The organism is Rhodococcus sp. 2H158 (assembly GCF_053764755.1).
Genome location: NZ_JBSNCE010000001.1, coordinates 235354 through 260029 on the forward strand (window position 1 = coordinate 235354; position 24676 = coordinate 260029).

Here is a 24676-nt window from a genome sequence, read left to right on the forward strand (position 1 = left end):
CGCGAGGCTACCCGCCGGGTGTGGCGCCGACGGGGTCCTCCTGGAACCGGCTGTTGCCGGACTGCTGGTCTGCGCCGGTGCCGGTCGAGTCGTCCTGTGTCCCGAAGCCCGGCGTGTCCTCCTCCGTGGTGGGAGTCGGCGTGGGCACCCGCTGCGTGGTGGTCTGCGGCGCCACCCCCGGCATGGGGATGGTCACGCCCGGGAGGATCTCGACGTTGCGGGTCGTGATCTCCGGCGGCGTGGGCAGCTCCGGCGTCGTCCGCTCGGTCGTCGTGGGAGTCGGCGTCGTGGTCTTCGGCGGCGCCGGCGCGGAGTACGCCGGCACGCCGGCCTGTCCGGCGATCGGTTCGGGCGTCGGGAACTTCTCGACGTCGGTGCCGTCGAGGGCGCCGTCCATCGTGTCCTTCCAGATGTCCGACGGCAGGCCGGAGCCGTAGATCATGCCGCCCCAGCTGTTCTCCAGGGGCAGGCCCTGTTCGGTGCCGACCCACACGGCCGTGGACAGCGACGGCGTGTAGCCGACCATCCAGGCGTCCTTGTTCGAGCCGGTGTCGCCGAGCTGGGCGGTGCCGGTCTTGGAGGCGGACGGGCGGCCGCCGGCGAGGGCGTGCCCGTTGGAGTACGCGGCGATCGGCATCATCGCCGCGGTGGTGTTGTCGGCGACGGCCTCGTCGACCCGCTGCTCCCCGGCCGGGGTGCCGCGGTCGAGCAGCACCGTGCCGTCGGCGGTGACGACCTTCTGCACGAAGTAGGGCTCGTGGTAGGTGCCGGACGCGGCGAGCGTCGCATACGCCGACGCCATGTCGATCACGCGGGACTGGTACTGCCCGAGCACGATGCCGTAGTTGGGGCCGACGCCGCCCGGCTCGGTGAGGGTCTCGCCGACACCGGGGATCTCCTGGGGGATGCCGAGCTGGTGCGCCATGTCGGCGATGGCCTGCGGGCCGTTGTCCATCTCGAGCATCATCCGGTAGAAGCTGGTGTTGAGCGACCGCTTCAGTGCCTCGGCGATGGTGCAGGTGCCGCAGTTCTCGCCTTCGACGTTGCCGATCGAGATGCCGTTGACGGTGAGCGGGCCGCTGTCGTACATGGCGGACAACGGGTTGCCCTGGTCGAGGTTGGCGGCCAGGCCGAACACCTTGAACGACGATCCGGTCTGCAGACCGGACTGGGCGAAGTCGAAGCCGCCCCCGTTGTCGCCGCCGTAGTAGGCGCGGACGGCGCCGCTGCGCGGATCGACGGACACGACGGCGGTGCGCAGTTCCTCCGGCTCGCCCTCCATGTTCGTGCGGACGGCGTCGAGCGCAGCCTCCTGCGCCTGCGGGTCGATCGTGGTGGTGATCTGGAGCCCCTCGGTGTTGAGCAGGGTCTCGTCGATACCCTCCTCGGAGAGCTCCCGGAGCACCTGGTTGCGCAGCAGGCCCTCCGGCCCGTTGCTCTGGCCGCCGTTGTCGACCTCGGCCAGCGGCACGTACCGCGGGTACTGCATCGACGCCCGGTCGGCCGCGTTCAGGGTGCCGGCGGACACCATCCCGTCGAGGACGTAGTTCCAGCGCGCCTGGGCGCCCTCGGGGTTGGTCTCCGGGTCCAGCAGCGACGGCAGCTGGATGGAGGAGGCGAGCACCGCGCCCTCCTCGACGCTGAGCTCGCCGACCGGCTTGCCGAAGTACGCCGTGGAGGCGGCGGCGATGCCGTACGCACCGCGCCCGAAGTAGATGGTGTTCAGGTAGGCGGCGAGGATGTCGTCCTTGGACCACTGGTTGGCCATCTTGGACGCGAGGACGAGTTCCTTCATCTTGCGGGTGAGGGTGCGCTCGGAGCCGACCAGCGCCGTCTTCACGTACTGCTGGGTGATGGTCGAACCACCGCCGGCGCTCTCCCGGCCGAGGATGTTGTCGCGGGCCGCGCGGGCGAAGCCGCTGACCGAGAATCCCGGATTGCTGTAGAAGTCGCGGTCCTCGGCGGCGAGCACGGCGTTGCGGACGTGCTCGGGAATCTCGTCGAGCCCCACCTCGGTGCGGTTGCCTTCGGGCGGCACCACCTTGGTGATGACGGTCGAGCCGTCGGCCGCGTAGACGGTGGCCACCTGGTTGGTCTTCAGGTCACCGGGTCGCGGGACCTCCTGGACGACGTAGGCCAGCATGAACGCGAGGATGGGCAGTACCAGAGCCAGCGCCACGGCCACGTAGCCGACGCGCCGCACGGTGCGCCAGCGCGTCGACTTGGGCTCACCACCACCGCGGGGCGGCTCGTCGCCACCACCGCGCGCGGTGGGCGGAGGCGTGGGGGGCCGCCCGGGCGGACCGCCGGCCGGCGGGCGTGGCGGCTGCTGACGGTTCTGGTTCGGCACCGGGGGCCGGTTCTGGGGCGGCAGTTGCCGGGTGCGGTCCTGCGGCGGCTGCTGCGGTCGCGGCGCTTGTGGGTTCCCCGCGGCGAACTGCTGCGGCGGGTACGGCTGCGGCCCACCCTGCTGGGGGCGCGGCTGCGGCGGATAGGGGCGTCCCGGCGGCGGCGTCCGCCGATCCATGGGCGGCACACCCCCGGGTGCGCGTCCGGGCGGGGGTCCCCCCACGGGTCCCGGTCGCCGCGGCGGCGGGGGACCTGCCGGTCCGTTCCCGTGCGGCGGCCTCGGCCGTTCGCCCTGCGGATCGTTGTGGGGGGAACTCACGTACTCATCTCCAACCGGTAGCGCGGACGCGGTGGCACGCGTCCTCGTTTCACGTCTGCAGACTTCGGTCTCGTCGGGCAGCGCGCGTTCGGGCAGTGCAGTGTTCTTCGGGCAGTGCAGTGTCACAGGGGACGGGGTCACCGGGGACGGGGCGGTTCAGCAGGGGTCGCGCACGGCTCACTCGCTCGCGGTGCGGCGGCTCTGGCCGGTCGACCTGCGGCGGGGCCGCTTGGGCGCGGGTTCCGCCCCCAGGACATAGGACTGGACAAGGTGGTTCCAGCTGCACGTGCGGCACACCTCGACCACGTGGACGGAGAACTCCTCCTGGCTGGCGGCCAGGCGGACCAGTTCCTCCGCGGTGCGGGCCGACCCGGACACCGGGCCGAGCTTGTCGCCGAACACCCACGACACGAGTGTCAGCTGCTCCTTGCGGCAGATCGGGCAGACCACGTCACTGCCCCGACCGTGGAACTTGGCGGCGCGGAGCAGGTAGGGGCTGGCGTCGCACACCTCTGAGACGCCGGTCCGCCCGGAGTAGACCTGGGCGAGCAGCGACCTGCGCTGCAGCGCGTAGTCCACCACCTGCCGCTGTATCCGCACGGGTCCAGAGTACGTGCGGACGGCACGTGGGTGGGCAGGGTGTGGGGCGCGCGACTGCGCGACGCGCCCATATCGGGCGTTCTAGGCTGCCCGGGTGGTGAGCCGACACACGCCGCGAACGCGGGCACGCGACATCGACCGGGCACTGGTCTGCGGCCGTCTCGACACCGCCTACACCGACGGCCAGCTCGATTTCGGGGAGCACCGGGATCGGACGGCCCGGGCGATGTCCGCAAAGACGCTGGGCGAGCTCGCGGACCTGGTCCGCGACCTGCAGCCACCGGAGGATCCCGGGGACTTGGCGGCGCCGCCGCCGGGCCGACGGCCCGGTCTGCGCAGGGCCGTCGCCGTGACGATCGCGGTGGCGGCTGCGGTCGCCGGCGCGGCGGTGATGCTGTCGGATCGGGACGGCCCGGCGGCGGGACCCGCGGCGGTGCGGGAGCAGCCCGCCGCGCCGGTGGCGGTCCCAGACGACGGTGTCGACCCGATCGTGGTGACCCCGGTCCGGCCGCTCGAGCCCGGCGGGTTCGAGGCGGTTCTCGCGTCGGTGCGGGACCGCTTCGGCGACACGGTCGTGTACCGGCTGGTCCTTCGTCCGGAGCGGGCCCACATCGAACGGGCGCTACCGGACGAGCCGGGCCGGATCGCGACGTACACCTACGCGGGTGGGGCGCTGCGGGCCCAACCGGTGACGGTGCAGCGCTTCCCCGGCTACCAGGACTTCGACCTCGGCGCGGTCGACGCGGGGGCCGTGACCGCCCGGATCGCCGAGGCACCCGCGCTGGTCGGCCTGCCCGACGGCGCGGTCTCGCACGTGTCGTTCGCCCACGACGGCACCCCGGCGGTGAACATCTACGTCGAGTCCGGCGACGGCACGCGGTACGTAAGGATTCTGTTCGACGGCACCGTGCTGCGCGTGTTCTGAGCTGCGTCGTTACGATCTCCCGCATGATCGGCCGTCATTCGCCTTCCACCAGGGCACGCGACGCCGATCGGGCTGCGGTCCGGGCGCGCCTCGACGCGGCGTATGCGGACGGCCAGCTCTCGGGCGCCGAGCACGAGGTCCGGGATGCGCGTGCCGGCGCGGCCGACACGCTCGGCGAGCTCGACGAACTGGTCGCCGACCTGCAGGCGAGCCCGGGCGCCGCCGCGGCGGCACGGGTCCGTGCCTGGGGTCCCCGGGTGTTCGCCGGGGCCGTGGTGGCGGCGGCGATGGTGGCGGGGGTGGCGACGTTCCGCTGGGTGCGCGCGGACCCGCCACCCGCCGAGGCGCAGCAGGCGCTGTACCTCGATCCGGCGGCGCTGCGGCCGGTCGTGGTGCCGACGCCGAGCCTGGTGACCCGGGCGGGCCTCGAGCAGTACCGGGCCGACCACCTGGCGTCGTTCGGGGACACGCTCGTCGACAAGGTGGACTTCTTCGAGCAGCACGCGAGCATCACCCGCTCCGTTCCCGACGTCCCGGACCGCATGGTGTCGTACACCTACCGCGGCGGTTTCGACCCGGACGATGCGCCCCGGACCCGCGCCGTGGACACCCCGGTGGCCGACCTGGCGACGCTGGATGTCGACGAGATCGCCCGCTACGTCGCGGGGGCGCCGCAGAGCGTCGGCGTGCCGGACGGCACGGTCGGCCACATCTCCGTCGGCTTCTCGTACGACCAGCCGTCGGTGCGCATCTTCGTGAGCAACGCGGCGGGCGAGACCGGATTCCTCGAGGTAACGCCGCAGGGCGAACTGATCGAACTGCATCGGTTCGAGAACCGGGGGACCCGGTGAGGACCCGGCGTGTGGTGATCGCGGCGACGACCGTCGCGGTGGGGGCCGTGACGGGCGCGCTGGCGGGGCTCGTCGGGAACGCGGCGGACGGGCCGGAGCCGCTGCCGGACCTGACGTCGCCGCAGGGGCTGGCCCGGTTCGTCGAGGACTATCGGGCCGAGTTCGGCGACACGCTGGTCGACGACCTGACCCTGTTCCCGGCGCATGCGTCGTTCGACCGGGCGGTGGCCGGCGATCCGCACCGGTACCTCTCGTACACCTTCGACGGCGGGTTCGACTCGTGGAGCAGTCCGAGTACCCGGCCGTCGGATGCGGTGGCCTTCGATCTGGCGGGCCTGGACCTGGTCGCGGTGTCGGAGATGATCCTCGGTGCCCCCGCGACGCTGCGGGTGCCCGACGGCCGGGTGGAGCAGGTCGGCTTCGACGTCGACGACGAGGGCCGGGCCACGGTCGCGGTCCACGCGCAGCGTCCCGGCACCGATCAGGGCGGGCATCTCGTCTTCGCGTTCGACGGCACGCCGATCGCGGTGTTCCCGTACGAACCCTGACCGATTTACCGCTACTCGTTGTTACATGCACTCCGCTCCAGTATCGTCCTATATATCGGTGCGATATAATCGACAATCGCATCACTCGGATAAGTTCATCGACACGGTGGAGGAGGCCCTTTGCTCGAGCTGGCAATCCTCGGGCTGCTCCTCGAGTCGCCCATGCACGGCTACGAGCTCCGCAAACGACTGACCGGACTGCTCGGCGCGTTCCGCGCCTTTTCCTACGGTTCCCTCTATCCGACGCTGCGACGTATGCAGGCCGACGGACTCATCGAGGAGGACTCGGGAGCACCCGGCACCGTCAAGCGACGAGCCCGTCGCGTGTACCAGCTCACCCCGGAGGGCCGTCAGCGCTTCTCCGAGCTGGTGGCCGACACCGGGCCGCAGAACTACACCGACGACGGTTTCGGCGTGCACCTCGCCTTCTTCAGCCGCACCCCCGCCGAGGCGCGGATGCGGATCCTCGAGGGCAGGCGCCGCCAGGTCGAGGAGCGCAGAGAAGGGCTCCGCGACGCAATCGGGCGGGCGAGCGGCACCTTGGACCGCTACACCCGTCAGCTTCATCAGCTCGGACTCGAGTCCAGCGAGCGCGAGGTCCGCTGGCTCAACGAATTGATCGCCGCCGAGCAGTCGACAGCACAACGCAACACAGAAGGAGAACCCGACCATGGGTGAGAACAGCACCTCGGTGCGCGTGGCCATTGTAGGCGTGGGGAACTGTGCCTCGTCCCTGGTCCAGGGCGTCGAGTACTACAAGGACGCGGAGCCGGGCACCACCGTTCCGGGCCTGATGCATGTCGAGTTCGGCCGGTACCACGTGCGCGACGTCCAGTTCGTCGCCGCGTTCGACGTGGACGCGAAGAAGGTCGGCTTCGACCTCTCCGAGGCGATCTTCGCCAGCGAGAACAACACCATCAAGATCGCCGACGTGCCGCCGAGCGGCGTCACCGTCCAGCGCGGCCACACCCTCGACGGCATCGGCAAGTACTACGCCGAGACCATCGAGCTCTCCGAGGCCCAGCCTGTGGACGTCGTGCAGGCGCTGAAGGACGCGAAGGTCGACGTGCTCGTGTCCTACCTGCCCGTCGGTTCCGAAGAGGCCGACAAGTTCTACGCCCAGTGCTGCATCGACGCCGGCGTCGCCTTCGTCAACGCGCTGCCCGTGTTCATCGCCTCCGACCCGGAGTGGGCCGCCAAGTTCACCGAGGCCGGCGTCCCGATCGTCGGCGACGACATCAAGTCGCAGGTCGGCGCCACCATCACCCACCGCGTGATGGCGAAGCTGTTCGAGGACCGCGGCGTGCAGCTCGACCGCACCATGCAGCTCAACGTCGGCGGCAACATGGACTTCAAGAACATGCTCGAGCGCGAGCGCCTCGAGTCGAAGAAGATCTCCAAGACCCAGGCCGTCACCTCCAACCTCAAGAAGGAGATGGGCGCCAACGACGTCCACATCGGCCCGTCCGACCACGTCGGCTGGCTCGACGACCGCAAGTGGGCGTACGTCCGCCTCGAGGGCCGCGCCTTCGGCGACGTGCCGCTGAACCTCGAGTACAAGCTCGAGGTGTGGGACTCGCCCAACTCGGCCGGCATCATCATCGACGCCCTCCGCGCCGCGAAGATCGCCAAGGACCGCGGCATCGGTGGCCCCGTGCTGCCGGCCTCCGCCTACCTGATGAAGTCCCCGCCGGTCCAGATGGCCGACGACAAGGCTCGCGCCGAGCTCGAGGCCTTCATCATCGGCGCCGACGCCTGATCCGCGGCTTCCACCGCCTCTGTGGCCGAATGTCACATTCCTTCGATCCAACTGAAGGAATGTGACATTCGGCCACTTCGCGTCGGGGCGGGAACTCACACCATCCGGCTGACGACGGACAGCGGCAGCACCTTCATCGCATAGGCGAGCGGCGTCCACGGCCAGTTCGGGACGTACGCCTTGTGCGGTTCCTTCTCGATCGCGGCCGCCAGCGCGCGGCACCCGGTCTCGGTGTCGACGATGAACGGCACGTTCTCGACCTTCTCGTTGATCTCCGAGCGGATGAACCCCGGGAAGATCGTGCTCACCCGGATGCCCGTGCGGGCCAGGTCCGCACGCATGCCCTCGCCGAGCGCCGCGACGGCGGCCTTCGACGCCGCGTACGTCGTGAGATTGCGCGGCATCCCGCGCACCGCACTCACCGACGAGATCAGCACCACGTGACCGGCGTTGCGGGGGCGCATGAGCTCGAGGGCGGCCTCGCTCTGCGCCAGCGCGCCCAGGAAATTGGTGTTCGCCGTCTGCGCATTGGCGCGGAAGTAGCCCGTGCCCAGCGGCTGTCCCTTGCCCAGGCCCGCGTTGACGATCACCCGGTCGAGGCCGCCGAGTTCCTCGTCGAACTCCCGGAAAACCGTGAACACGTCCTCGTGCCGGTCCACGTCGAGCCGCCGCACCGCGACGGTGATGCCCGGGTGCTTCGCGAGCAGTTCGTCGCGCAACTCCTCGAGCCGCTCGATCCGTCGCGCCGCGAGGGCGAGGTTGCGGCCCCGCGCGGCGAATTCGCGGGCCATCCCGGCGCCGAGGCCGGAGCTCGCGCCGGTGATCAGGATGTTCCTCCGCGTGCTCATGCGCGTCCCCCGTCGATCTCGTCGATCAGCGTGTTGCACCGCGAGTCCAGGTAGCCGACGATCACCCAGAAGTCCTTGAACGCCGGGTTGGTGGTCTGCCCGTGGTGGTAGCGGTAGTAGATCTGCTGGGCGATCACCGCGAGCCGGAAGAGCCCGAAGACCTCGTAGAAGCCCCAGTTGTCCACGGCGAGGCCGGTCTTCTGCGAGTAGTAGTCGACGATCTCGCGGCGGGTGAGCATGCCCGGCAGGTCCGACGGCTGCCGCTTGGTGGCGACCAGCATCGGATCGTCGTCCGCCTGCACCCAGTAGGCGAGGGACGAGCCGAGGTCCATGAGCGGATCGCCGACGGTGGCCAGTTCCCAGTCCAGCACCGCGACGGGCTGCAGCGGGTCGTTCTCGTCGAGCACCACGTTGTCGAGCCGGAAGTCCCCGTGGATGACCGCCGACGCCACGTCGGCGGGCTGGGTCTCGTCCAGCCACTTGGTGACCCGCGCGAAGTCCGGAACGTTCTCGGTGCGCGCCTTCTCGTAGCGCGCGGTCCATCCCGCGACCTGGCGCGCGACGTACCCGGAGCCGCGACTGAATTCGCTCAGCCCCGTGGACGCGGGGTCGACGCCGTGCAGTTCGACGAGCAGGTCGACGATCCGCAGGCACAGCGTGCGGGTGCGCTCGGGTGTCAGGTCGAGCTCGGCCGGCGGGTTCGCCCGCAGGATGGTCCCCGGTACCCGCTCCATCACGTAGAAGTCGCTGCCGAGCACGCTGTGGTCGGTGCACAGGCCGACCATGCGCGGCACGTACCGGTAGGCGGGCGCGAGCAGCGACTGGATGCGGTACTCGCGGACCATGTCGTGACCGGAGGACGGCTTGGCCCCCACCGGCGGCCGGCGCAGTACGAGATCCCGGTCGGGATAGCGCAACAGATAGGTGAGATTCGAAGCGCCACCGGAGAACTGGTGGACCTCGGGGGTTCCGGCGATGCCGGCGTGCTCGCCGAGCCAGGCCGCGACGGCCGCGACGTCGAAAGCGTCCTCGTCGCGGACGGCACGGGCGTTGTCGGGAATCGTCACTTGCGCCCCTCCGGGTTGTTGTACTTGCCGAGTTCGAAGCGGGCCACCATGCCCTGGTGTACCTCGTCGGGGCCGTCGGCCAGGCGCAGCGCCCGCGCGGCCGTCCAGGCACCGGCGAGCGGGAAGTCGTCCGAAAGACCTGCGCCGCCATGGATCTGGATGGCGAAGTCGATCACCTGCTGCACCACGCGCGGGGTGGCGACCTTGATCTCGGAGACGGCGGAACGCGCGCCGGACAGGCCCTGGGTGTCGAGCAGCCAGGCGGTGTGCAGCACGAGCAGCCGCAGCTGATTGATCGCGATGCGGGCGTCGGCGATGCGCTCGCGGTTGCCGCCGAGGTTGACCAGGGGCTTGCCGAACGCGACGCGGTCGAGGCCCCGGCGGCAGGCGAGTTCGAGGGCGTGCTCGGCGAGCCCGATCAGCCGCATGCAGTGGTGGACGCGGCCGGGACCGAGGCGGCCCTGGGCGATCTCGAATCCGCGGCCGGGGCCGGCGATGATCGCGTCGAGCGGCAGGCGCACGTCGGTGAACGACACCTCGCCGTGGCCGCCGGGCTCGTCGTAGAAGCCCATGGCGGACAGCATCCGCTCGACCTTCACCCCGGGGGTGTCGATCGGCACCAGCACCATCGAGTGCTGCTGGTGCTTGGGTGCCTGCGGGTCGGTGAGGCCCATGAAGATGAGGATCTTGCAGTCGGGGCTGCCGATGCCCGTGCTCCACCACTTGCTTCCGTTGAGCACCACCTCGTCACCCTCGACGACGGCGGTGGCCGCCATGTTCGTCGCGTCCGACGAGGCGACCCCGGGCTCGGTCATGCAGAACGCCGAGCGGATCTCGCCGTCGAGGAGGGGACGCAGCCAGCGTTCCTTCTGTTCAGGGCTGCCGTAGTGGTAGAGCACCTCCATGTTGCCGGTGTCCGGGGCGTCGCAGTTGAAGATCGACGACCGGAACGGGGAGCGGCCCATCTCCTCCGCCAGGGGGGCGTATTCGACGTTCGACAGGCCCGCACCGAGTTCGGAATCGGGGAGGAAGAGGTTCCACAGGCCCTGGGCGCGGGCCTTGCGCTGCAGTTCGCGGAACTCGTCGGGCACCGACCACGTCGCGGCACCCGAGCTGTCGCCGCGCGCCGCGAAGGGGGTGACCCGCTCCCGGCGCAGCCTCTCCTCCACGGGCACCACCTCGGTGGCGACGAAGCTGCGCAGCCGCTCGAGATACTCGCGCGAGCGTTCCGATTGACCGAAATCCATGAGGCCTCCGTGGCTCTAACTGAGCAATGCTTAGTTAGACTAGCCGGGCGCGCAGCACACCATCAAGAGGGAGGGCCCATCCGTGAGCACCGAGAAGCGGCGGCGCCTGCCTCCGGAGGAACGCAAGCGCCAGCTCGTCGCCATCGGCCTGCAGGAACTGGCCGCCCGGCCCATCCATGCGTTGTCCGTCGACCGGGTCGCCGAGATCGCCGGGATCTCCCGGGGTCTGCTGTTCCGCTACTTCCCCACCAAACAGGACTTCTACGTCGCCGTCGTGGCCGCGGCCGCGCGGCGCCTGCTGCGGGCCGCGGTCCCGGATCCCGACGACACCGATCCGTTGCGCGCCGTCGTGTATGCCTTCGTGTCGTTCATCGACCGGCACGGGCAGAACTATCAGGCGCTGTTCCACGGCGGCTTCGGCGCCGACCCACAGATCCGGGAGATCCGCGAGGCCATGCGGGGCACGATGGTCGAACGGACCCTGACAGCGCTCGGCACCGAGGGCGACGCATGGACGATCATGCGGTTGCGGGGCTGGTGGGCGATGGTCGAATCGCTCTCGATCGACCGGACCGCCGAGCCGTCCGTGTCGGTCGACGACGTCGTCGACCATGCCGTCCGGCTCATCCGCGAGGGCCGGGTCTGACCGCCACCAGGCAGCCGGTCGACGGCCGGATCTCGTGGAAGGCCGGCTCGTCGAATCCGGCCCTCCGCAGTGCGCCGGCGTAGTTGCGGACGTCGACGGCGGCGATCGGGTCGACCGCCCGGGCGACGTCCGAGGTGCCGGCCTCGTCGTGACGGTGGCGCATCGCACGGGTCAGGACCCGCACCGCGATCGGGCGGATCCGGTCGGTGGGGTACATGTCGGCGAGCAGCAACCGGCCGCCCGGACGGAGCACCCGGAAGAACTGGGTCAGCGCGTCGTCGCGCCGGCCTTCGGGGATGTGGTGCATCGAGAACGTCGCGGTCACCGCATCGAACGACTCGTCGGGGTCGTCGAGCTCCTGCGCCGTACCGACGCGGAACTCGCAGTGGGGCAGCCTTCGCGCCCGTGCGGTCGCGTGGTCGATCATCTGCCGCGACGGGTCCACCCCCACCACGTGCCCCGTGGGACCGACCCGCTCGGCCAGAACGCGAGCGAATGCCCCCGGTCCGCAACCGATGTCGAGAACCGCCTGCCCACGCTGGAGGCCGAGCAGGTCCGCCGCCGCGGCGTCGACCCGCGACCGCCGACCGGCGAAGAAGATCGTGTTGAAGGCGGCGTAACCACGGACCCGGGTGATCAGCACCCCCGGTCCGTCGTCGTGGACGGTGGACTGTCGCTGGAAGTCGTTGTGTCTCATGGCTCCATGGTTACGACGGTCGCCGCGCGACGCCAGGAGCGAAACACCGGAAAGTGTCCGGTTCCGGACACTCGGGCGCACAATGTGCGGTAACGCCGACGACCGCAGGAGAACCCGTGCCGCCCACCGAGGACCGCCGCGTCCGACGGACCCGCAACGAACTGCACCGAGCGCTGATCGAGTTGCTCACCGAAAAGGGATACGACCGCGTCTCCGTCCGCGACATCCTCGATCGCGCCGACGTCGGCCGCTCCACGTTCTACCACCACTTCCGCGACAAGGACGACCTGCTGGTGGTCAGCTGCACCGAATACGTGCAGCGAGCCGTCGAGGAACGCGCTCGGGGACGGCAGACGCCGTGGGGACCGGTGCGCACCGTGTTCGACCTGTGCGAGCAGCACCCGCGGTTGTACGAGGCGCTGGCCGGCCGGCGCAGCGACGCCGTGCTCGTGCGCGCCACCGCCCACATGGTCCACGAGGTCCTCGCCGGCCACCTGCGCGAACAGCGCGAGGCGGAGGAGACGGAGTGCGATCCGGCGGTGCGGTTCCTCGCGTGGGGGATCGTCGGCCTGTTCGGTCCTGTCGCCGCGGGCGAGCTGACGGCCGCGCAGGCGTTCGCCACGTTCGAGGCCGCGGCGCGGCCGTGGCGTCTCTCGGACCCCGGGCCGGTCCGACCCGAGGGGCCGGCGGCGGTGCCGCTCACCCCCACGGCGGCGCCACCACCTATCCGGGGATCTGGATCGTCACGCCCGGCAGGACCTCGATCTGCTGCGGCACCTGGATCTCCGGCGGCAGCTCCACCGGCGGCGCCGGGATCGTGATCGGCGGCAGCTCCGGCAGCTGCAGCTGGGGCAGCTGCACGGGCGCCGGGGCGTTGTTCGACGGGGCCGTCACCCCGGTGTCGACGGGCACGCCCGCCTGCCCGCCGATCGGCTCGGGCCACGGGAAGCTCTCGACCTCGGTGCCCTCGAGGGCGCCGTCCATCGTGCCCTTCCAGATGTCCGACGGCAGCATCGAACCGTAGATCGACCCGCCCCAGCTGTTCGTGATCGCGGTGCCGTCCGGCGTGCCGACCCACACCGCGGTCGCCAGCGACGGGGTGTACCCGACCATCCAGGCGTCCTTGTTCAGGCCGGTGTCACCAAGCTGGGTGGTCCCGGTCTTCGCCGCCGACGGCCGCCCGCCCGCGAGCGCGTGTCCGCGCGAGTACGCCGCGATCGGCTGCATCGCCTGCGTGACGTTGTCCGCGACGGCCGGGTCGAGGCGCTGCTCGCCCGGGGACGCGGGCCGGTCCAGCAGCACCTCGCCCTCCGCGTTGACGACCCGCTGCACGAAGTACGGCTGGTGGTAGGTCCCCGACGCGGCGAGCGTGGCGTACGCCGACGCCATGTCGATCACCCGCGACTGGTACTGGCCCAGCACGATGCCACCCTCCGGCGCGCCGCCGTTGTGGCTGAGTGTGGGGCCCTCGATGCCGGGGATCTCGAGCGGGATGCCGGCCTCGTGGGCGGCGTCGGCGATCTTCTGCGGCCCGTCCTCCATGGCCAGCATCAGCCGGTAGAAGCTGGTGTTCAGCGACCGCTTCAGCGCCTCGGCGATGGTGCACACGCCGCACGACTCGCCCTCGACGTTGCCGATCTCGAGATTGCCGACGGTCAGCGGAGCGCTGCTGAACCGGGCGTTCAGGCCGATGCCGTCCTTCAGCGCCGCGACGAGGCCGAACACCTTGAACGCCGAGCCGGTCTGCACGGGTGCCTGCGCGAAGTCGAACCCGGCACCCTCCTCGCCGCCGTAGTACGCCCGGACCGCGCCGGTGCGCGGATCGATCGACACGACGGCCGTGCGCAGGTTCGCCGGTTCGCCCTCGAGGGTCTCGCGAGCCGAGTCGATCGCCGCCTGCTGCGCCCGCGGATCGATCGTCGTCGTGATCTGCAGGCCCTCGGTGCTGAGTACCTGGCCGCTGATGCCCGCCGCCTCGAGCTCGCGGATCACCTGGGTGCGCAGCAGTCCCTCCGGCCCGCCGGCCTCGTTGGCCTGCGTCGCCTGCGCGGCCGGCACCGTCGGGGGGAACTCCCGGGCGTCGCGCTCGGCGGTGTCGAGCTCGCCCATCTCGACCATGCCGTCGAGGACGTAGTTCCAGCGCGCCTCGATCGCCGGCCGGTTGAACTCGGGGTCGAGCGCCGACGGTGTCTGGATCACCCCGGCGAGCACAGCGCCCTCGGCCACCGACAGCTCCCCGACCGGCTTGCCGAAGTACGCCTGCGCGGCGGCGGCGATGCCGTAGGCGCCGCGGCCGAAGTAGATGGTGTTCAGGTACGCCTGCAGGATCTCGTCCTTGGACCACTGCCTGGCCATCTTCGTCGAGATCACCAGCTCCCGCATCTTGCGGGTGACGGTCCGGTCGGCGCCGACGAGCACGTTCTTGACGTACTGCTGGGTGATGGTGGACCCGCCGCCGGCGGTTTCCTTGCCGAGCACGTTGTCGCGGGCCGCGCGGGCGAAGCCGCTCACCGAGAAGCCCGGGTTGCTGTAGAAGTTGCGGTCCTCGGCCGAGAGCACGGCGTTGCGCACGTGCTCGGGGATCTCCGCGAGGTCGACCTCGACACGGTTGCCCTCGGGTGGCACGATCCGGCTCAGCTCGGTGGTACCGTCCGCGGCGTAGACCGTCGCGACCTGGTTGGTCCTCATGTCCGACGGGCGGGGCACGTCCGTCGACATGTACGCCACCGCGAACGCGAGCGCCGGCACGAGCACCAGAACGGCCACCACGGCGAGCGCGACGTTGCCGACGATGCGCCACCGCCGCGCTTTCGCAGCGGCGGTGGGTTTCCTGTGCTGGGGGTTCGACGGGGTCGTAGAACTCACACGTACCACTTTCTCGGAAAGATCCGGGTCCGACGAATGATCGCACCCTCTCGATCGCATGGTACGGAGTTCCGTCCCGATGTGACGGGTACCGCAGGCCGCGCGGACACCGCCCGGACCGCGCGCCCCGGCGGAAAAACCGCCTCCGAGCTGCGGCTATACGGCACCCTCAGGATCCCGCGCGCCGCCAGGCCCGGAACGTCAGCCCCCACGCCGCCACGCACCCGAGCAGGACCAGCGACGGGACCACCCCGGGCGAGGCGGACAGCAGCTCGGCGACCGCACCGACCAGCGCCAGCAGCGTGACCATGGTCAGGAACCCGAGCAGCAGCTCGAGCCGCTGCCGGCGCGACGGCCGGCGGCTCACGACTTGACGCCGCCGGCGGTCAGGCCCGCGATGATGCGACGCTGGAAGATCAGCACCATCACCACCAGCGGCACCATCACCAGGGTGCCGCCCGCCATGATCGACGCATACGGCGTCACATACGGGTCGGTCCCGGTGAACCGGGCCATCGCCACCGTCACCGGGGCGGTCTTCTCGCTCGACAGCTGCGACATGAGCAGGAACTCGTTGACGGTCGCGATGAACGCGAGGATCGCGGTGGTGAACAGCGCCGGCGCCGCGAGCGGCAGCATGATCATCCGGAACGCCTGACCCCGGCTGGCGCCGTCCATGCGGGCGGCCTCCTCGAGCTCCCAGGGCAGCTCGGAGAAGAACGAGGTCAGCGTGTAGATCGTCAGCGGCAGCACGAACGAGATGTTCGGGATGATCAGGGCCTTGTAGCTGCCGATCCAGCCGATGTCGGTGAACAGCTGGAACAGCGGCGTCACCAGCGCGACGACGGGGAACATCGACGCGCCGAGGATGATGCCGGTGACGAAGTACTTGCCGCGGAAGTCGAACCGGGACAGCGCGTAGGCGGTGAAGACACCGACCAGCAGCGCGATCGCGGTGGTGGCCCCGGCGATGATCACGCTGTTGAACAGTGCCCGGGAGAAGTTGACCTTCGCGGACGGGTCCAGGGCATCCGCGAAGTTCTGCAGCGTCGGATTCGTCGGCCACGGCGTGGTGCTGAAGGTGTCCGCCGGGTCGCGCAGCGCGGTGACGATCATCCAGTAGCACGGGGCCAGGCCCCACACGACGATGAGTGCGACGCCGGCGTAGGTGCCGATGCTGCCGCGCAGGGCCTTGCCGGTGCCCGGTCGGCTCATGCCGGGGTCCCCTTCCGCTGTTCTTCCTGCGTGCGCACCGCGTTGGCGCCGAGGAACCGGACCAGGACGAACGCCACCGCGAAGATGATGAGGAACGTGATCGTCGACAGGGCCGACGCGGAGTTCGCGCCCTGGCGCATCTGGTCGACCACCAGCACCGAGATGGTGGAGGTGGCCGGGTTGGAGCCCATCATGATGGCGGGCAGGTCGTACATGCGCAGCGCGTCCATCGTGCGGAACAGGATCGCGACCATGAGCGCCGGCTTCACCAGCGGCAGCGTGATCTGGGTGAACCGCTGCCAGGCGGACGCGCCGTCGACCTTGGCGGCCTCGTACACGTCCGACGGGATCATCTGCAGCCCGGCCAGGATGAGCAGCGCCATGAACGGCGCGGTCTTCCACACGTCGGCGACGATGATCGCGAACCGCGCGGGCCACGGGTCGGCCGTCCACAGGATCTCGGTGCCGAGGATCTGGTTGGCAATGCCGTCGTTGGCGAAGATGAAGAACCACAGCTTCGCGGTGACCGCGGTGGGGATCGCCCACGGCACCAGCACCGACGCGCGCAGCAGGCCACGACCGCGGAACGACTTCGCCATCACCAGCGCCATCGCGAACCCGATGACCGTCTCGAGCGCCACCGTCACCACGGTGAAGAAGAAGGTGTTGCCCACCGAACCCCAGAACTGCGAGCCGAGGGTGCCCGGCGGGCACGGGATCGAGCCCGTCGCGGTGCCGCAGCTCTGCGTGATCCAGCGGACGTAGTTCTCGACTCCGACGAAGCCGCCGGTGACGAACCGGCCCGTCTCGGGATCGAGCTTCTTCGCGTCGCCGTGGAACGACATCCACACCGCCCGGCCGAGCGGATACAGGATGACGACGGCCAGCACGACCAGTGTCGGCGCGACGAACGCCCACACGGGTATCCGCCGGCGCGCCTTCGCTGCCGCGGCCGGCGGCTCGGGGGGCTCGGGAGCCCGGTGCCGGCCGCCTCCACGGCCACGGTCGGGACCGATCACTGCGGTCCCGACCGTGGTGGTGGGCGACTGGTCCGCGGGCTCGACCTGCGGCTTCGCCATGTACTACTCCTGCATCAGTTGCCGGCGGTCTCGATGCCGGCCTTGGTGTCCGCGAGCGCCTGATCCACCGTCTTCTCACCGCGGATCGCCGCGTAGGCGTTGTCGCGGATGGCCTTGGAGACCTGCGAGTAGTACGGGGTGACCGGACGCGGCTGCGCGTTGGCCAGGGATTCCTTCAGCGTCGCGAAGTACGGGTACTGCTCGAGGATCTGCGGGTCGTCGTAGACCTCCTCGAGGACCGGCGCGCCACCGGCCTCGGCGTAGTAGGTCTGCGACTTGCGCGTCTGCATGAACTCGAGGAAGTCGCGGGCGGTCGCCGGCGCATCGGAGAACGCGCTGATGCCGACGTTGTAGCCGCCCAGGGTGGAGGCGCCGGGGCCGTCCACGCCCGGCAGCACCGCGATGCCGTAGCGGCCGGCGACCGACGAGGACTCACCGTCGGTGAAGAAGCCCGGCCAGGTGCGCATGAACAGGGCGCGGCCCTCGCCGAAGGCGTTCTGCGACTCGCCCTCGGTGTACGTCTGCGCGGCCTCGGGGATGGTCCCGTCCTTGAACGAGTCGACGATGAACTGCAGTCCCTCGGCGGTCTTGTCGTCGATGGCCGGGGTGGTGCCGTCCTCGGCGACGAAGCTGCCACCGTAGGCGTTGACGATCTCGGAGACGTTGACCGTCAGGCCCTCGTAGTTCTTGAACTGCCCGACGTAGCAGTCGATGCCCGCCTCCTGTGCCTTCGGGCACTGCTCCTTCAGCTCCGCCCACGTGGCGGGGGCCTTGTCGACCAGGTCGGTGCGGTAGTACAGGAACGCGCCGTTGGTGTTCTTCGGCGCCGCGTACAGGGTGCCGTTGTAGGTGGCGGAGTCGACCGTGGCGGGCAGCAGGCCGTCGGTCTCGATCGCGTAGTCACCCTCGAGCGGCCGCAGCCAGCCGTTGGCCGCGAACTCGGCGGTGTTGGTGACGTCCACGGCGATGAGGTCGTACTCGTCGCTCTGGGCCTGCATGCGCTGGGTGATGTCGTCGCGCTGCTGGTCCGCTTCCTTGCCCAGCGGCTTGAAGGTGACCTGCTCGTCCGGGTGCTCCGCGTTCCAGTCGGCGATGATGCTCTCGAGCGCCGTGTTCAGCGGATCCTGACCCTCGACGATCGTGATGGGTCCGCGGCCCTCACCGCCGGCGGCGGTGCCCCCTTCGCTGCCCGAGTCCGAGCCGCCGTCGGAGGAACAGGCCGTGAGCACCAGCAGCGACGCGGCGGACGCCGCGACCGCCGCGCGACGCATCGCCTTCGAGTTCAGAATCATGAATGACTCCCCGTTGAGATCGTGAGAAAAGCCTCGTCGGCGGCACCCGGCCACCGACATCGGCCCTTACTCTGGCATGGAGGGCACCGGAGTGCAGGGATTCCACGCGACCTTGATCGGTTCCGTGTCGTGCCCTGCCGCTCGGCTCAGCCCAGGCGACGGCCGTCGGACGTGGTGAAGACGTGCACCTGGTCCGGGTCGAACCGCAGGTGCACCCGCTCGCCCTTGTGGGGCGGATTGCGCCAGTCCCCGCGCGCGACGACCTGCTGCGGACGGCCGGCGATCTGAGCGCGGCCGTAGATGTAGGCGTCGGAGCCGAGTTCCTCGACGACGTCGACGTCCATCCCCAGGCCGTCGGGCGCGATCTCGAAATGCTCGGGACGGATGCCGACCACCACCTCCGACTCGGTGACCTGGCCGACGACGTCGCGCGGCACCTGCACGGCGGTGTCGCCGAGCATCACCCCGCGGTCGAAGACCGGCAGCCTGAACAGGTTCATCGCCGGCGAGCCCATGAATCCGGCGACGAACACGTTGGCGGGCTTGTTGTAGAGCACGCGGGGCGACGCGCACTGCTGCAGAATCCCCTTGTCGAGCACGGCGACGCGGTCGCCCATCGTCATGGCCTCCACCTGATCGTGCGTGACGTAGACGGTGGTGGTGCCGAGGCGGCGCTGCAGCTGCGCGATCTGGGTGCGGGTCTGCACGCGCAGCTTCGCGTCGAGGTTGGACAGCGGCTCGTCCATCAGGAACACCTGCGGCTGGCGGACGATGGCGCGGCCCATCGCGACACGCTGCCGCTGCCCACCGGACAGCGCCTTGGGCTTGCGGTCGAGGTACTGCTCGAGGTCGAGCATCTTCGCGACCTCCTCGACCCGCGCGCGGATCTCCGCCTTCGGTGTCTTGGCGAGCTTGAGGGCGAAGCCCATGTTCTCGGCGACGGACATGTGCGGGTAGAGCGCGTAGTTCTGGAACACCATCGCGATGTCCCGGTCCTTGGGCTCCTGCGCCGTGACGTCGCGGCCGCCGATGAGGATGCGTCCGCTGTGCACCTGTTCGAGTCCCGCGAGCATCCGCAGGGAGGTGGACTTGCCGCAGCCGGACGGGCCGACCAGGACGAGGAACTCGCCGTCCTCGATCTCCAGGTTCAACGCGTCGACGGCAGGCGTGGTCGACCCGGGGAACAGACAGGTCGCGTGGTCGAAGGTCACTGGGGCCATGGCAGGAGAATAGGCGACCCCGCCGCCGTGGTGTCCTTTCGGATCACCACAGGTCCGAAAGGACACCACGGCGTAGCCTGCCTGGGTGAGTTCGGAGAAGATGCTGACCCGCATCGGTGGCCTGCTCCGTCAGGCGGAATCCACCGACAACCCCCACGAGGCCGACGCGTTCCTCGCCGCCGCACAGCGGCTGGCCACGGCGGCGTCGGTGGATCTGGCGGTGGCGCGTGCCCACACGGCGGGCCGGGAGCGCCGGGCCACCCCCGTCCAGCGCCTGATCACCATCGGCGAGGCCGGCCGGAAGGGGTTGCGGACGTACGCGCAGCTGTTCCTGGCGATCGCCGCCGCCAACGACGTCCAGTGCGACATCACCACGACGTCGACGGTGATCTACGCCTACGGCTTCGCCTCCGACATCGACGTGTGCGAGGCGCTGTACTCCTCGCTGCTGGTGCAGATGGTCCGCGCCTCCGACGCGTACCTGCGCTCGGGCACCTACAAGGAGGAGACGACGGTGCGCACGGTGGTCGAGACCCGCGGGGGACGGCGGGTGCGGACCCGGGCGCGCCGGCCCGTCGCGGCCGTCACCGCGCGGCTGAACTTCCAGTCGGCGTTCGCGGCGCGGATCGGCCGACGGCTGGCGGAGGCGAAGGAGGACGCGGAACAGGAGGCGGCGGCCACCACACCGGGCACGGCCCTGGTATTGCGGGACAAACAGATCGAGCTGCGAGACTTCTACCGCAGCACGTCCGAGGCGCGCGGCAGCTGGCGCGGACCCGGGGCGGGGGTGGGGCATTCGTCCGACGCCCGTCGCGCGGGGGACCGGGCGGGACGGCAGGCGCGCCTGGGTACGGCCCCGGAACTGCCGGCCCCGGCCCGGAGGTTGCCGCGGTGACTCGGCTGCGCGACACCCAGAGGACCGCCGTCTACGAGGCGGAGTCCTTGGTGCGCAAGATGTTCGACCGCGCCGACGAGCGCGGACTCCGGGTGGTGGAGCTGGCCGGGTCGCAGGTGACCCTGCCGGTGGAGCGGCGCTTCGCCTCCATCGATTCCGTCCAGGCGTACGTGGACTCGGTGCTGTCGCTGAACTGGGTGCGGGCCCGCTGGCCGCGGGCGTCGGTACGGGTGCGCATCCGGGCACGCGCCGGCAATGCCGCCGCTCACTACGAAAGCGATTGCGCCACAATCGCGCTCCCGGAGCACCGCGCGAACACCGCGTGGGCGTTCCGCGAACTGGTGGTGCTGCACGAGCTGGCGCACCATCTGGATGCGTTCGATCCGGACGATCCGGCGGAGCCGCCGCACGGGCCCGCGTTCGTCGACCGGTTCCTGACCCTGGTCGGCGAGATCATCGGGCCCGAGGCGGCGTTCGCCCTGCGCGCCTGCGGCTTCGCCGCCTGCGAGTGACGCCCGCGGGCGGCGCGCCGGGAGGCTCAGCGGAGATCGGAACGATGTGACCTGTTCTTGAATCGCCCTTGGGCATTCCGTACCGCGTGGGTGAGATTGTCGCCGAACTGCTTGACGCGCCCGGAAACCTGGCCGCGCCTGCCCACGCTCTGCAGGTTCTTGTTTCCGGTCCGCTTGCCCAGGTTGTACCGGGTCTTGCCGACCACTTCCTCGGCCTTGTGCATCACCTTGTTGGCGAGGTGAGCCATGGTGCCCTCCTTAGCATTCCTGCGGGGACGGAGCCGCGCCCCGTCGAGACTGGCGATACCCCCGCGGTGCCACCGGGAAACACCTCCGGGACATACCGATCGGTCCTTTACCACACCCGGGTTGTGACGGATGCGCATTCCTGTTGATCGTCAGCGAACCGATGTTTGAAATGCGTAGTGTGGGCTACACCACATTCGAACCGCACCGCGGGCCCGACGCACCGGACCAGACATCGTGCGCAGCCGAGAACCTGCCCGCATCGCGGCCACTTGCAGGCGAAGGAGAATGGTCATGAAAGGTGGGGCACGAGTCGCCGCCGGGGTGAGTATCGGGTACTTCCTCGGTCGCACGCACAAGATGCGGCTGGCGTTGATGCTCGCGGGGGCAGGCCTGACGGGACGCCTGCCCAGCAACCCGCAGGACATCCTCAAGCGGGGAGCCTCGATGGTGGGGTCCTCCCCGGAACTCGTCAAGATCACCGATTCGGTTCGTGGCGAACTGATGAGCGCCGCCCGCGCGGCCGCGGTCACCGCCGCGAGCAACCGGATCGATTCGCTCAACGATCGGCTCCAGCAGCGCGCCGCCGGACGTTCCAAGGCTGCCGAGGAGGAGCCGGAGGAGGAGGAGTACGCCGGCGAGGAGCCCGAAGACGAGTACGCCGAAGGCGAATACGAGGAGGAGCCGGGCGAGGAGTCCGCCGAAGAGGAGGAGTACCCGGAGGAGGAAGCCGAAGAGGAGGAAGCCCCGGAGGAGGAAGAGGGCGCTCCGGAAGAGGCCGAGGAAGCCGAGGAGGAGGCCCCGAAGCCCGCGCGGCGGCGACCGGCCGCCCGACGGCGCACCTCGGAATCCGCGAGCCGTCCCAAGGCATCCCGGGCCAAGTCGAAGCCACAGGAACCGGAGGAGTCCGGCGACGAGGGCGAGGAGCCGTCGAAGCCCCGGCGACGCAGCACCCGTGCTGAGACACCCGCCACCGGACGCGCTCCGGTCCGGCGCACGAGGAAGTGAGTCCGATGACGCGATCACTCGGAGACGCCACCCGCCGGCTGGGCAAGACCGCCACGGAGACCGTCGGCAAGGCCGGCAAGACCGCCGCCGGCACCGCGGGACAGGCCGGTAAGACGGCCACCGGGGCGGCCGGAAGCGCCGGCAAGGCGGTGCAGGACCTCTCACCCACCAAGCACCTGCAGAAGTCACTGCAGGGTCTGGCCGGGACGTTTGCCGAGCGTGCCCTGTCGACGGTCTCCGACAAGGTGACCGGGACTGCCGGGCGCCTCAACGACTATGCCGAGGGCGGGGGCGGCAACCTGATGAGCGCCCTGACCGGCGGCCAGAAGTCCGCGGAGGGCGAGTCGTCGGTCAAGTCCGCCATGAGCAGCGGCTTGGAGAACATCAAGCAGACCGCCAAGGACAAGTTCGAGGATGTGAAGGAATCCCTCGGCGGAGGCGGCAAGGGTAAGGGCGGCGGCGGCAAGAAGATCAAGCTCACCAACATCGTCGAGCAGATCGACGTCGGCGTCCCGATCCGGCTCGCCTACGACCAGTGGACCCTGTTCGCGGACTGGCCGAAGTTCATGAAGAAGGTCGAGCAGGTCGAGCAGGCCTCGGACGAGAAGCTGCAGTGGACCGGCAAGGTTTTCTGGTCCCGGCGCAACTGGGAGTCGACGATCCTCGAGCAGGTTCCCTTCGACCGGATCGTGTGGCGCTCGAAGGGAGCCAAGGGCTACATCGACGGCGCGGTGACCTTCCACGAGATCACCGACAATCTGACCCGCGTCATCATGGTGCTCGAGTACCACCCCAAGGGGCTGTTCGAGAGGACGGCCAACCTGTGGCGGGCCGTGGGACGACGAGCACGGCTGGAGCTCAAGCACTTCGAACGCCATGTGATGACCGAGGCCGTCCTGCACGCCGAGGACATCCAGGGCTGGCACGGCGAGATCCGCGACAGCGAGGTCGTCAAGGACGACGAGACCGCCCGGCGCGAGGAGGAAGAACAGGAGCAGGAGGACCAGGAGCAGGACGTCGGGGACGAAGGCGCGGAGGACGAACTTCCCGAGGACGAGGACGAGACCGAGGACGAACTCCCCGAAGACGAGCTCTCCGAAGAAGAGGACGAGGAGGAGCTCCCCGAGGATCAGGACGAGGAAGACGAAGGCCTGCAGGACGAGGAAGACGAGGAGCCGGAGGAGGAAGACGAGGAGCCCGAGGAGGAACCGGCACCCTCACGTCGACGGCGCGCGGGCACAAGCACCCGCAAGGGTGCCAGGCGAGGAGCACGCGCATGACCATCCAACCCGCCGGCGGCGGGGGCGGCGGAGGTGGCGGCGGCACCATGGCCCGTCCGAACTCGTCGGGCCTGGCCGATGTCATCGACACCATCCTGGACAAGGGACTCGTCATCGACGCGTTCGTGCGGGTGTCGCTGGTAGGCATCGAACTGCTGACCATCGACGCACGCATCGTGGTGGCCAGTGTCGACACCTACCTGCGGTTCGCCGAAGCGGTGAACCGGCTCGAGATCTCGCAGAACGAACCGAAGGGCCTGCCCGACCTCGTCGGTGACATCACCGAGGGCGGTGCGAAGCACAAGACCAAGGGCGCGCTCGAGGCCGCGGGCGAGAAGGTCATGGACTTCCTCGGCGACGTGGAGGACAAGCGGCAGACGGCCAGCCGACCGAAGAGAAGGGGGGATTGATGTCCACCGATCAGGCCGCAGAGGCACCCGAGAGCGAAGGCGGGCAGAGCACCGCGATGTACGTGTACGGCATCGTGCCGGCCGACGTGGAGCCCGAGGAGCACGCGAAGGGCGTGGGGAAGCCCCAGAGCGACGTTGCGGTGGTGCGCCACGGCGACATCGCCGCGCTGGTCAGCGAGATCTCGGTCGACCGGCCGCTCGGCACGCCCGACGATCTGAAGGCGCACGCGGAACTGTTGGACGGTTCCGCGGCCGTCGCACCCGTGCTGCCGCTGCGATTCGGAGCGGTGATGACGGATGCGGAGGCGGTGGAGAGGGAGCTGCTCGAGGAGAACCACGACGAGCTGAAGGCAGCTCTGGACGAACTCGAGGGGCGTGCGCAGTTCGTGATCAAGGGCCGTTACGTCGAGAATGCCGTCCTGCGCGAGGTACTCGACGAGAACTCCGAGGCCGCCCGGCTGCGCGACGAGATCCGCGACAAGTCGGAGGACGCCACCCGCGACGCCCGCATGGCCCTCGGGGAGATCATCAGCCAGGCGATCGAGACCAAACGCGCCGAGGACACCCGCCGGGTGATCGACGCCCTCGAAGCCCTCGAACCGATGGTCAACGAGCGCCAACCCACCCACGAGGAGGACGCGGCCCACGTCGCCGTCCTCGTCGAGCTCGACCGTCAGGGCGAGCTCGAGGAGGCGGTGGGTTCGCTCGCGCACGAGTGGGGCGGCCGGGTCGAGATGACGCTGCTGGGCCCGATGGCGGCGTACGACTTCGTGATGAAGCGGGAACCGGAGGGCTGAC

Annotated in this window: 26 protein-coding genes; 13 read left to right on the plus strand and 13 right to left on the minus strand. The window is 70.0% G+C overall.

From position 1 onward, the window contains the following. Positions 1–7: 7 nt before the first annotated feature. A complete protein-coding gene (locus ACWPOB_RS01085) occupies positions 8–2527 on the minus strand; it encodes a transglycosylase domain-containing protein (RefSeq protein ID WP_455399617.1) in 2520 nt (839 codons plus the stop codon). 318 nt (positions 2528–2845) lie between these two features. After that, positions 2846–3268, minus strand: a complete 423-nt coding sequence (locus tag ACWPOB_RS01090; RefSeq protein WP_048771266.1) for a DUF5318 domain-containing protein — start codon at positions 3266–3268, stop codon at positions 2846–2848. A gap of 94 nt (positions 3269–3362) precedes the next feature. Between ACWPOB_RS01090 and ACWPOB_RS01095 the strand changes: the two genes are divergently transcribed. The 5 genes from ACWPOB_RS01095 to ACWPOB_RS01115 all read left to right on the plus strand — a co-directional run bounded on the left by ACWPOB_RS01095 (position 3363) and on the right by ACWPOB_RS01115 (position 7351). Then, positions 3363–4193, plus strand: a complete 831-nt coding sequence (locus ACWPOB_RS01095) for a DUF1707 SHOCT-like domain-containing protein (protein ID WP_455399618.1) — start codon at positions 3363–3365, stop codon at positions 4191–4193. Between the two features lie 23 nt (positions 4194–4216). Continuing rightward, positions 4217–5044: a DUF1707 SHOCT-like domain-containing protein gene (locus tag ACWPOB_RS01100; protein ID WP_455399619.1), complete on the plus strand. Its 828-nt coding sequence runs from the start codon at positions 4217–4219 to the stop codon at positions 5042–5044. Continuing rightward, positions 5041–5592: a hypothetical protein gene (locus ACWPOB_RS01105; RefSeq protein WP_455399620.1), complete on the plus strand. Its 552-nt coding sequence runs from the start codon at positions 5041–5043 to the stop codon at positions 5590–5592. The genes ACWPOB_RS01100 and ACWPOB_RS01105 overlap by 4 nt, the downstream gene beginning before the upstream one ends. Before the next feature lie 120 nt (positions 5593–5712). Beyond that, positions 5713–6270: a PadR family transcriptional regulator gene (locus tag ACWPOB_RS01110; protein ID WP_100056501.1), complete on the plus strand. Its 558-nt coding sequence runs from the start codon at positions 5713–5715 to the stop codon at positions 6268–6270. Continuing rightward, positions 6263–7351: an inositol-3-phosphate synthase gene (locus ACWPOB_RS01115; RefSeq protein WP_455399621.1), complete on the plus strand. Its 1089-nt coding sequence runs from the start codon at positions 6263–6265 to the stop codon at positions 7349–7351. Before ACWPOB_RS01110 ends, ACWPOB_RS01115 begins: the two co-directional genes overlap by 8 nt. A gap of 95 nt (positions 7352–7446) precedes the next feature. Here ACWPOB_RS01115 and ACWPOB_RS01120 read toward each other — a convergent pair whose 3' ends face one another. Genes ACWPOB_RS01120 through ACWPOB_RS01130 form a run of 3 tightly spaced genes read right to left on the minus strand, consistent with a single transcriptional unit; the run spans position 7447 to position 10513 of the window. Then, positions 7447–8199 (minus strand): SDR family oxidoreductase, encoded by a 753-nt coding sequence (locus ACWPOB_RS01120; protein WP_455399622.1) that lies wholly within the window; start codon positions 8197–8199, stop codon positions 7447–7449. Beyond that, positions 8196–9266, minus strand: a complete 1071-nt coding sequence (locus ACWPOB_RS01125; protein ID WP_455399623.1) for a phosphotransferase family protein — start codon at positions 9264–9266, stop codon at positions 8196–8198. Before ACWPOB_RS01125 ends, ACWPOB_RS01120 begins: the two co-directional genes overlap by 4 nt. Continuing rightward, positions 9263–10513 carry an acyl-CoA dehydrogenase family protein gene (locus ACWPOB_RS01130; RefSeq protein WP_455399624.1) on the minus strand — a complete coding sequence of 417 codons (1251 nt, stop codon included), beginning with the start codon at positions 10511–10513 and terminating at the stop codon, positions 9263–9265. Before ACWPOB_RS01130 ends, ACWPOB_RS01125 begins: the two co-directional genes overlap by 4 nt. A gap of 82 nt (positions 10514–10595) precedes the next feature. Between ACWPOB_RS01130 and ACWPOB_RS01135 the strand changes: the two genes are divergently transcribed. After that, on the plus strand, positions 10596–11159 hold the full coding sequence (locus tag ACWPOB_RS01135) for a TetR/AcrR family transcriptional regulator (RefSeq protein WP_455399625.1): 564 nt from the start codon (positions 10596–10598) through the stop codon (positions 11157–11159). Here the strand turns inward: ACWPOB_RS01135 and ACWPOB_RS01140 are convergent. Next, positions 11137–11856 (minus strand): methyltransferase domain-containing protein, encoded by a 720-nt coding sequence (locus ACWPOB_RS01140; RefSeq protein ID WP_455399626.1) that lies wholly within the window; start codon positions 11854–11856, stop codon positions 11137–11139. The two genes, ACWPOB_RS01135 and ACWPOB_RS01140, sit on opposite strands and share 23 nt — an antisense overlap. 116 nt (positions 11857–11972) lie before the next feature. Between ACWPOB_RS01140 and ACWPOB_RS01145 the strand changes: the two genes are divergently transcribed. Next, positions 11973–12677 carry a TetR/AcrR family transcriptional regulator gene (locus ACWPOB_RS01145; RefSeq protein ID WP_455399627.1) on the plus strand — a complete coding sequence of 235 codons (705 nt, stop codon included), beginning with the start codon at positions 11973–11975 and terminating at the stop codon, positions 12675–12677. On the opposite strand, the gene ACWPOB_RS01150 is transcribed toward ACWPOB_RS01145, so the two are convergent. The 6 genes from ACWPOB_RS01150 to ACWPOB_RS01175 form a co-directional block, all read right to left on the minus strand. Beyond that, entirely contained in the window at positions 12580–14781 is a 2202-nt protein-coding gene (locus tag ACWPOB_RS01150) for a transglycosylase domain-containing protein (RefSeq protein ID WP_455399628.1), read from the minus strand. The genes ACWPOB_RS01145 and ACWPOB_RS01150 overlap by 98 nt on opposite strands. A gap of 109 nt (positions 14782–14890) precedes the next feature. Beyond that, complete coding sequence (locus ACWPOB_RS01155; RefSeq protein ID WP_006932283.1) at positions 14891–15088, minus strand: hypothetical protein; 198 nt, start codon at positions 15086–15088, stop codon at positions 14891–14893. Next, on the minus strand, positions 15085–15936 hold the full coding sequence (locus ACWPOB_RS01160; RefSeq protein WP_100056494.1) for a carbohydrate ABC transporter permease: 852 nt from the start codon (positions 15934–15936) through the stop codon (positions 15085–15087). The genes ACWPOB_RS01155 and ACWPOB_RS01160 overlap by 4 nt, the downstream gene beginning before the upstream one ends. Further along, positions 15933–17015 carry a carbohydrate ABC transporter permease gene (locus ACWPOB_RS01165; RefSeq protein WP_165039420.1) on the minus strand — a complete coding sequence of 361 codons (1083 nt, stop codon included), beginning with the start codon at positions 17013–17015 and terminating at the stop codon, positions 15933–15935. The genes ACWPOB_RS01160 and ACWPOB_RS01165 overlap by 4 nt, the downstream gene beginning before the upstream one ends. 14 nt (positions 17016–17029) lie before the next feature. After that, on the minus strand, positions 17030–18307 hold the full coding sequence (locus ACWPOB_RS01170) for an ABC transporter substrate-binding protein (RefSeq protein ID WP_455399629.1): 1278 nt from the start codon (positions 18305–18307) through the stop codon (positions 17030–17032). Positions 18308–18453: 146 nt separating this feature from the next. Continuing rightward, positions 18454–19527: an ABC transporter ATP-binding protein gene (locus ACWPOB_RS01175; RefSeq protein WP_072636697.1), complete on the minus strand. Its 1074-nt coding sequence runs from the start codon at positions 19525–19527 to the stop codon at positions 18454–18456. A gap of 85 nt (positions 19528–19612) precedes the next feature. On the opposite strand from ACWPOB_RS01175, the gene ACWPOB_RS01180 reads away from it, so the two are divergent. Then, positions 19613–20422, plus strand: a complete 810-nt coding sequence (locus tag ACWPOB_RS01180) for a DUF2786 domain-containing protein (RefSeq protein ID WP_455399630.1) — start codon at positions 19613–19615, stop codon at positions 20420–20422. Further along, on the plus strand, positions 20419–20934 hold the full coding sequence (locus ACWPOB_RS01185; protein WP_455399631.1) for a TIGR04338 family metallohydrolase: 516 nt from the start codon (positions 20419–20421) through the stop codon (positions 20932–20934). Before ACWPOB_RS01180 ends, ACWPOB_RS01185 begins: the two co-directional genes overlap by 4 nt. Positions 20935–20960: 26 nt before the next feature. On the opposite strand, the gene ACWPOB_RS01190 is transcribed toward ACWPOB_RS01185, so the two are convergent. Continuing rightward, positions 20961–21182 carry a CsbD family protein gene (locus ACWPOB_RS01190; protein WP_029546723.1) on the minus strand — a complete coding sequence of 74 codons (222 nt, stop codon included), beginning with the start codon at positions 21180–21182 and terminating at the stop codon, positions 20961–20963. 292 nt (positions 21183–21474) lie between these two features. On the opposite strand from ACWPOB_RS01190, the gene ACWPOB_RS01195 reads away from it, so the two are divergent. The 4 genes from ACWPOB_RS01195 to ACWPOB_RS01210 are packed head-to-tail and all read left to right on the plus strand — an operon-like array spanning position 21475 to position 24675. Beyond that, on the plus strand, positions 21475–22188 hold the full coding sequence (locus ACWPOB_RS01195; RefSeq protein ID WP_100057711.1) for a hypothetical protein: 714 nt from the start codon (positions 21475–21477) through the stop codon (positions 22186–22188). A 5-nt stretch (positions 22189–22193) separates the two neighbouring features. Further along, positions 22194–23468 (plus strand): SRPBCC family protein, encoded by a 1275-nt coding sequence (locus ACWPOB_RS01200; protein ID WP_455399632.1) that lies wholly within the window; start codon positions 22194–22196, stop codon positions 23466–23468. Then, a complete protein-coding gene (gene gvpJ / locus ACWPOB_RS01205) occupies positions 23465–23878 on the plus strand; it encodes a gas vesicle protein GvpJ (protein WP_455399633.1) in 414 nt (137 codons plus the stop codon). Before ACWPOB_RS01200 ends, gvpJ begins: the two co-directional genes overlap by 4 nt. Further along, a complete protein-coding gene (locus ACWPOB_RS01210) occupies positions 23878–24675 on the plus strand; it encodes a GvpL/GvpF family gas vesicle protein (RefSeq protein WP_455399634.1) in 798 nt (265 codons plus the stop codon). The genes gvpJ and ACWPOB_RS01210 overlap by 1 nt, the downstream gene beginning before the upstream one ends. Position 24676: the final 1 nt, after the last annotated feature.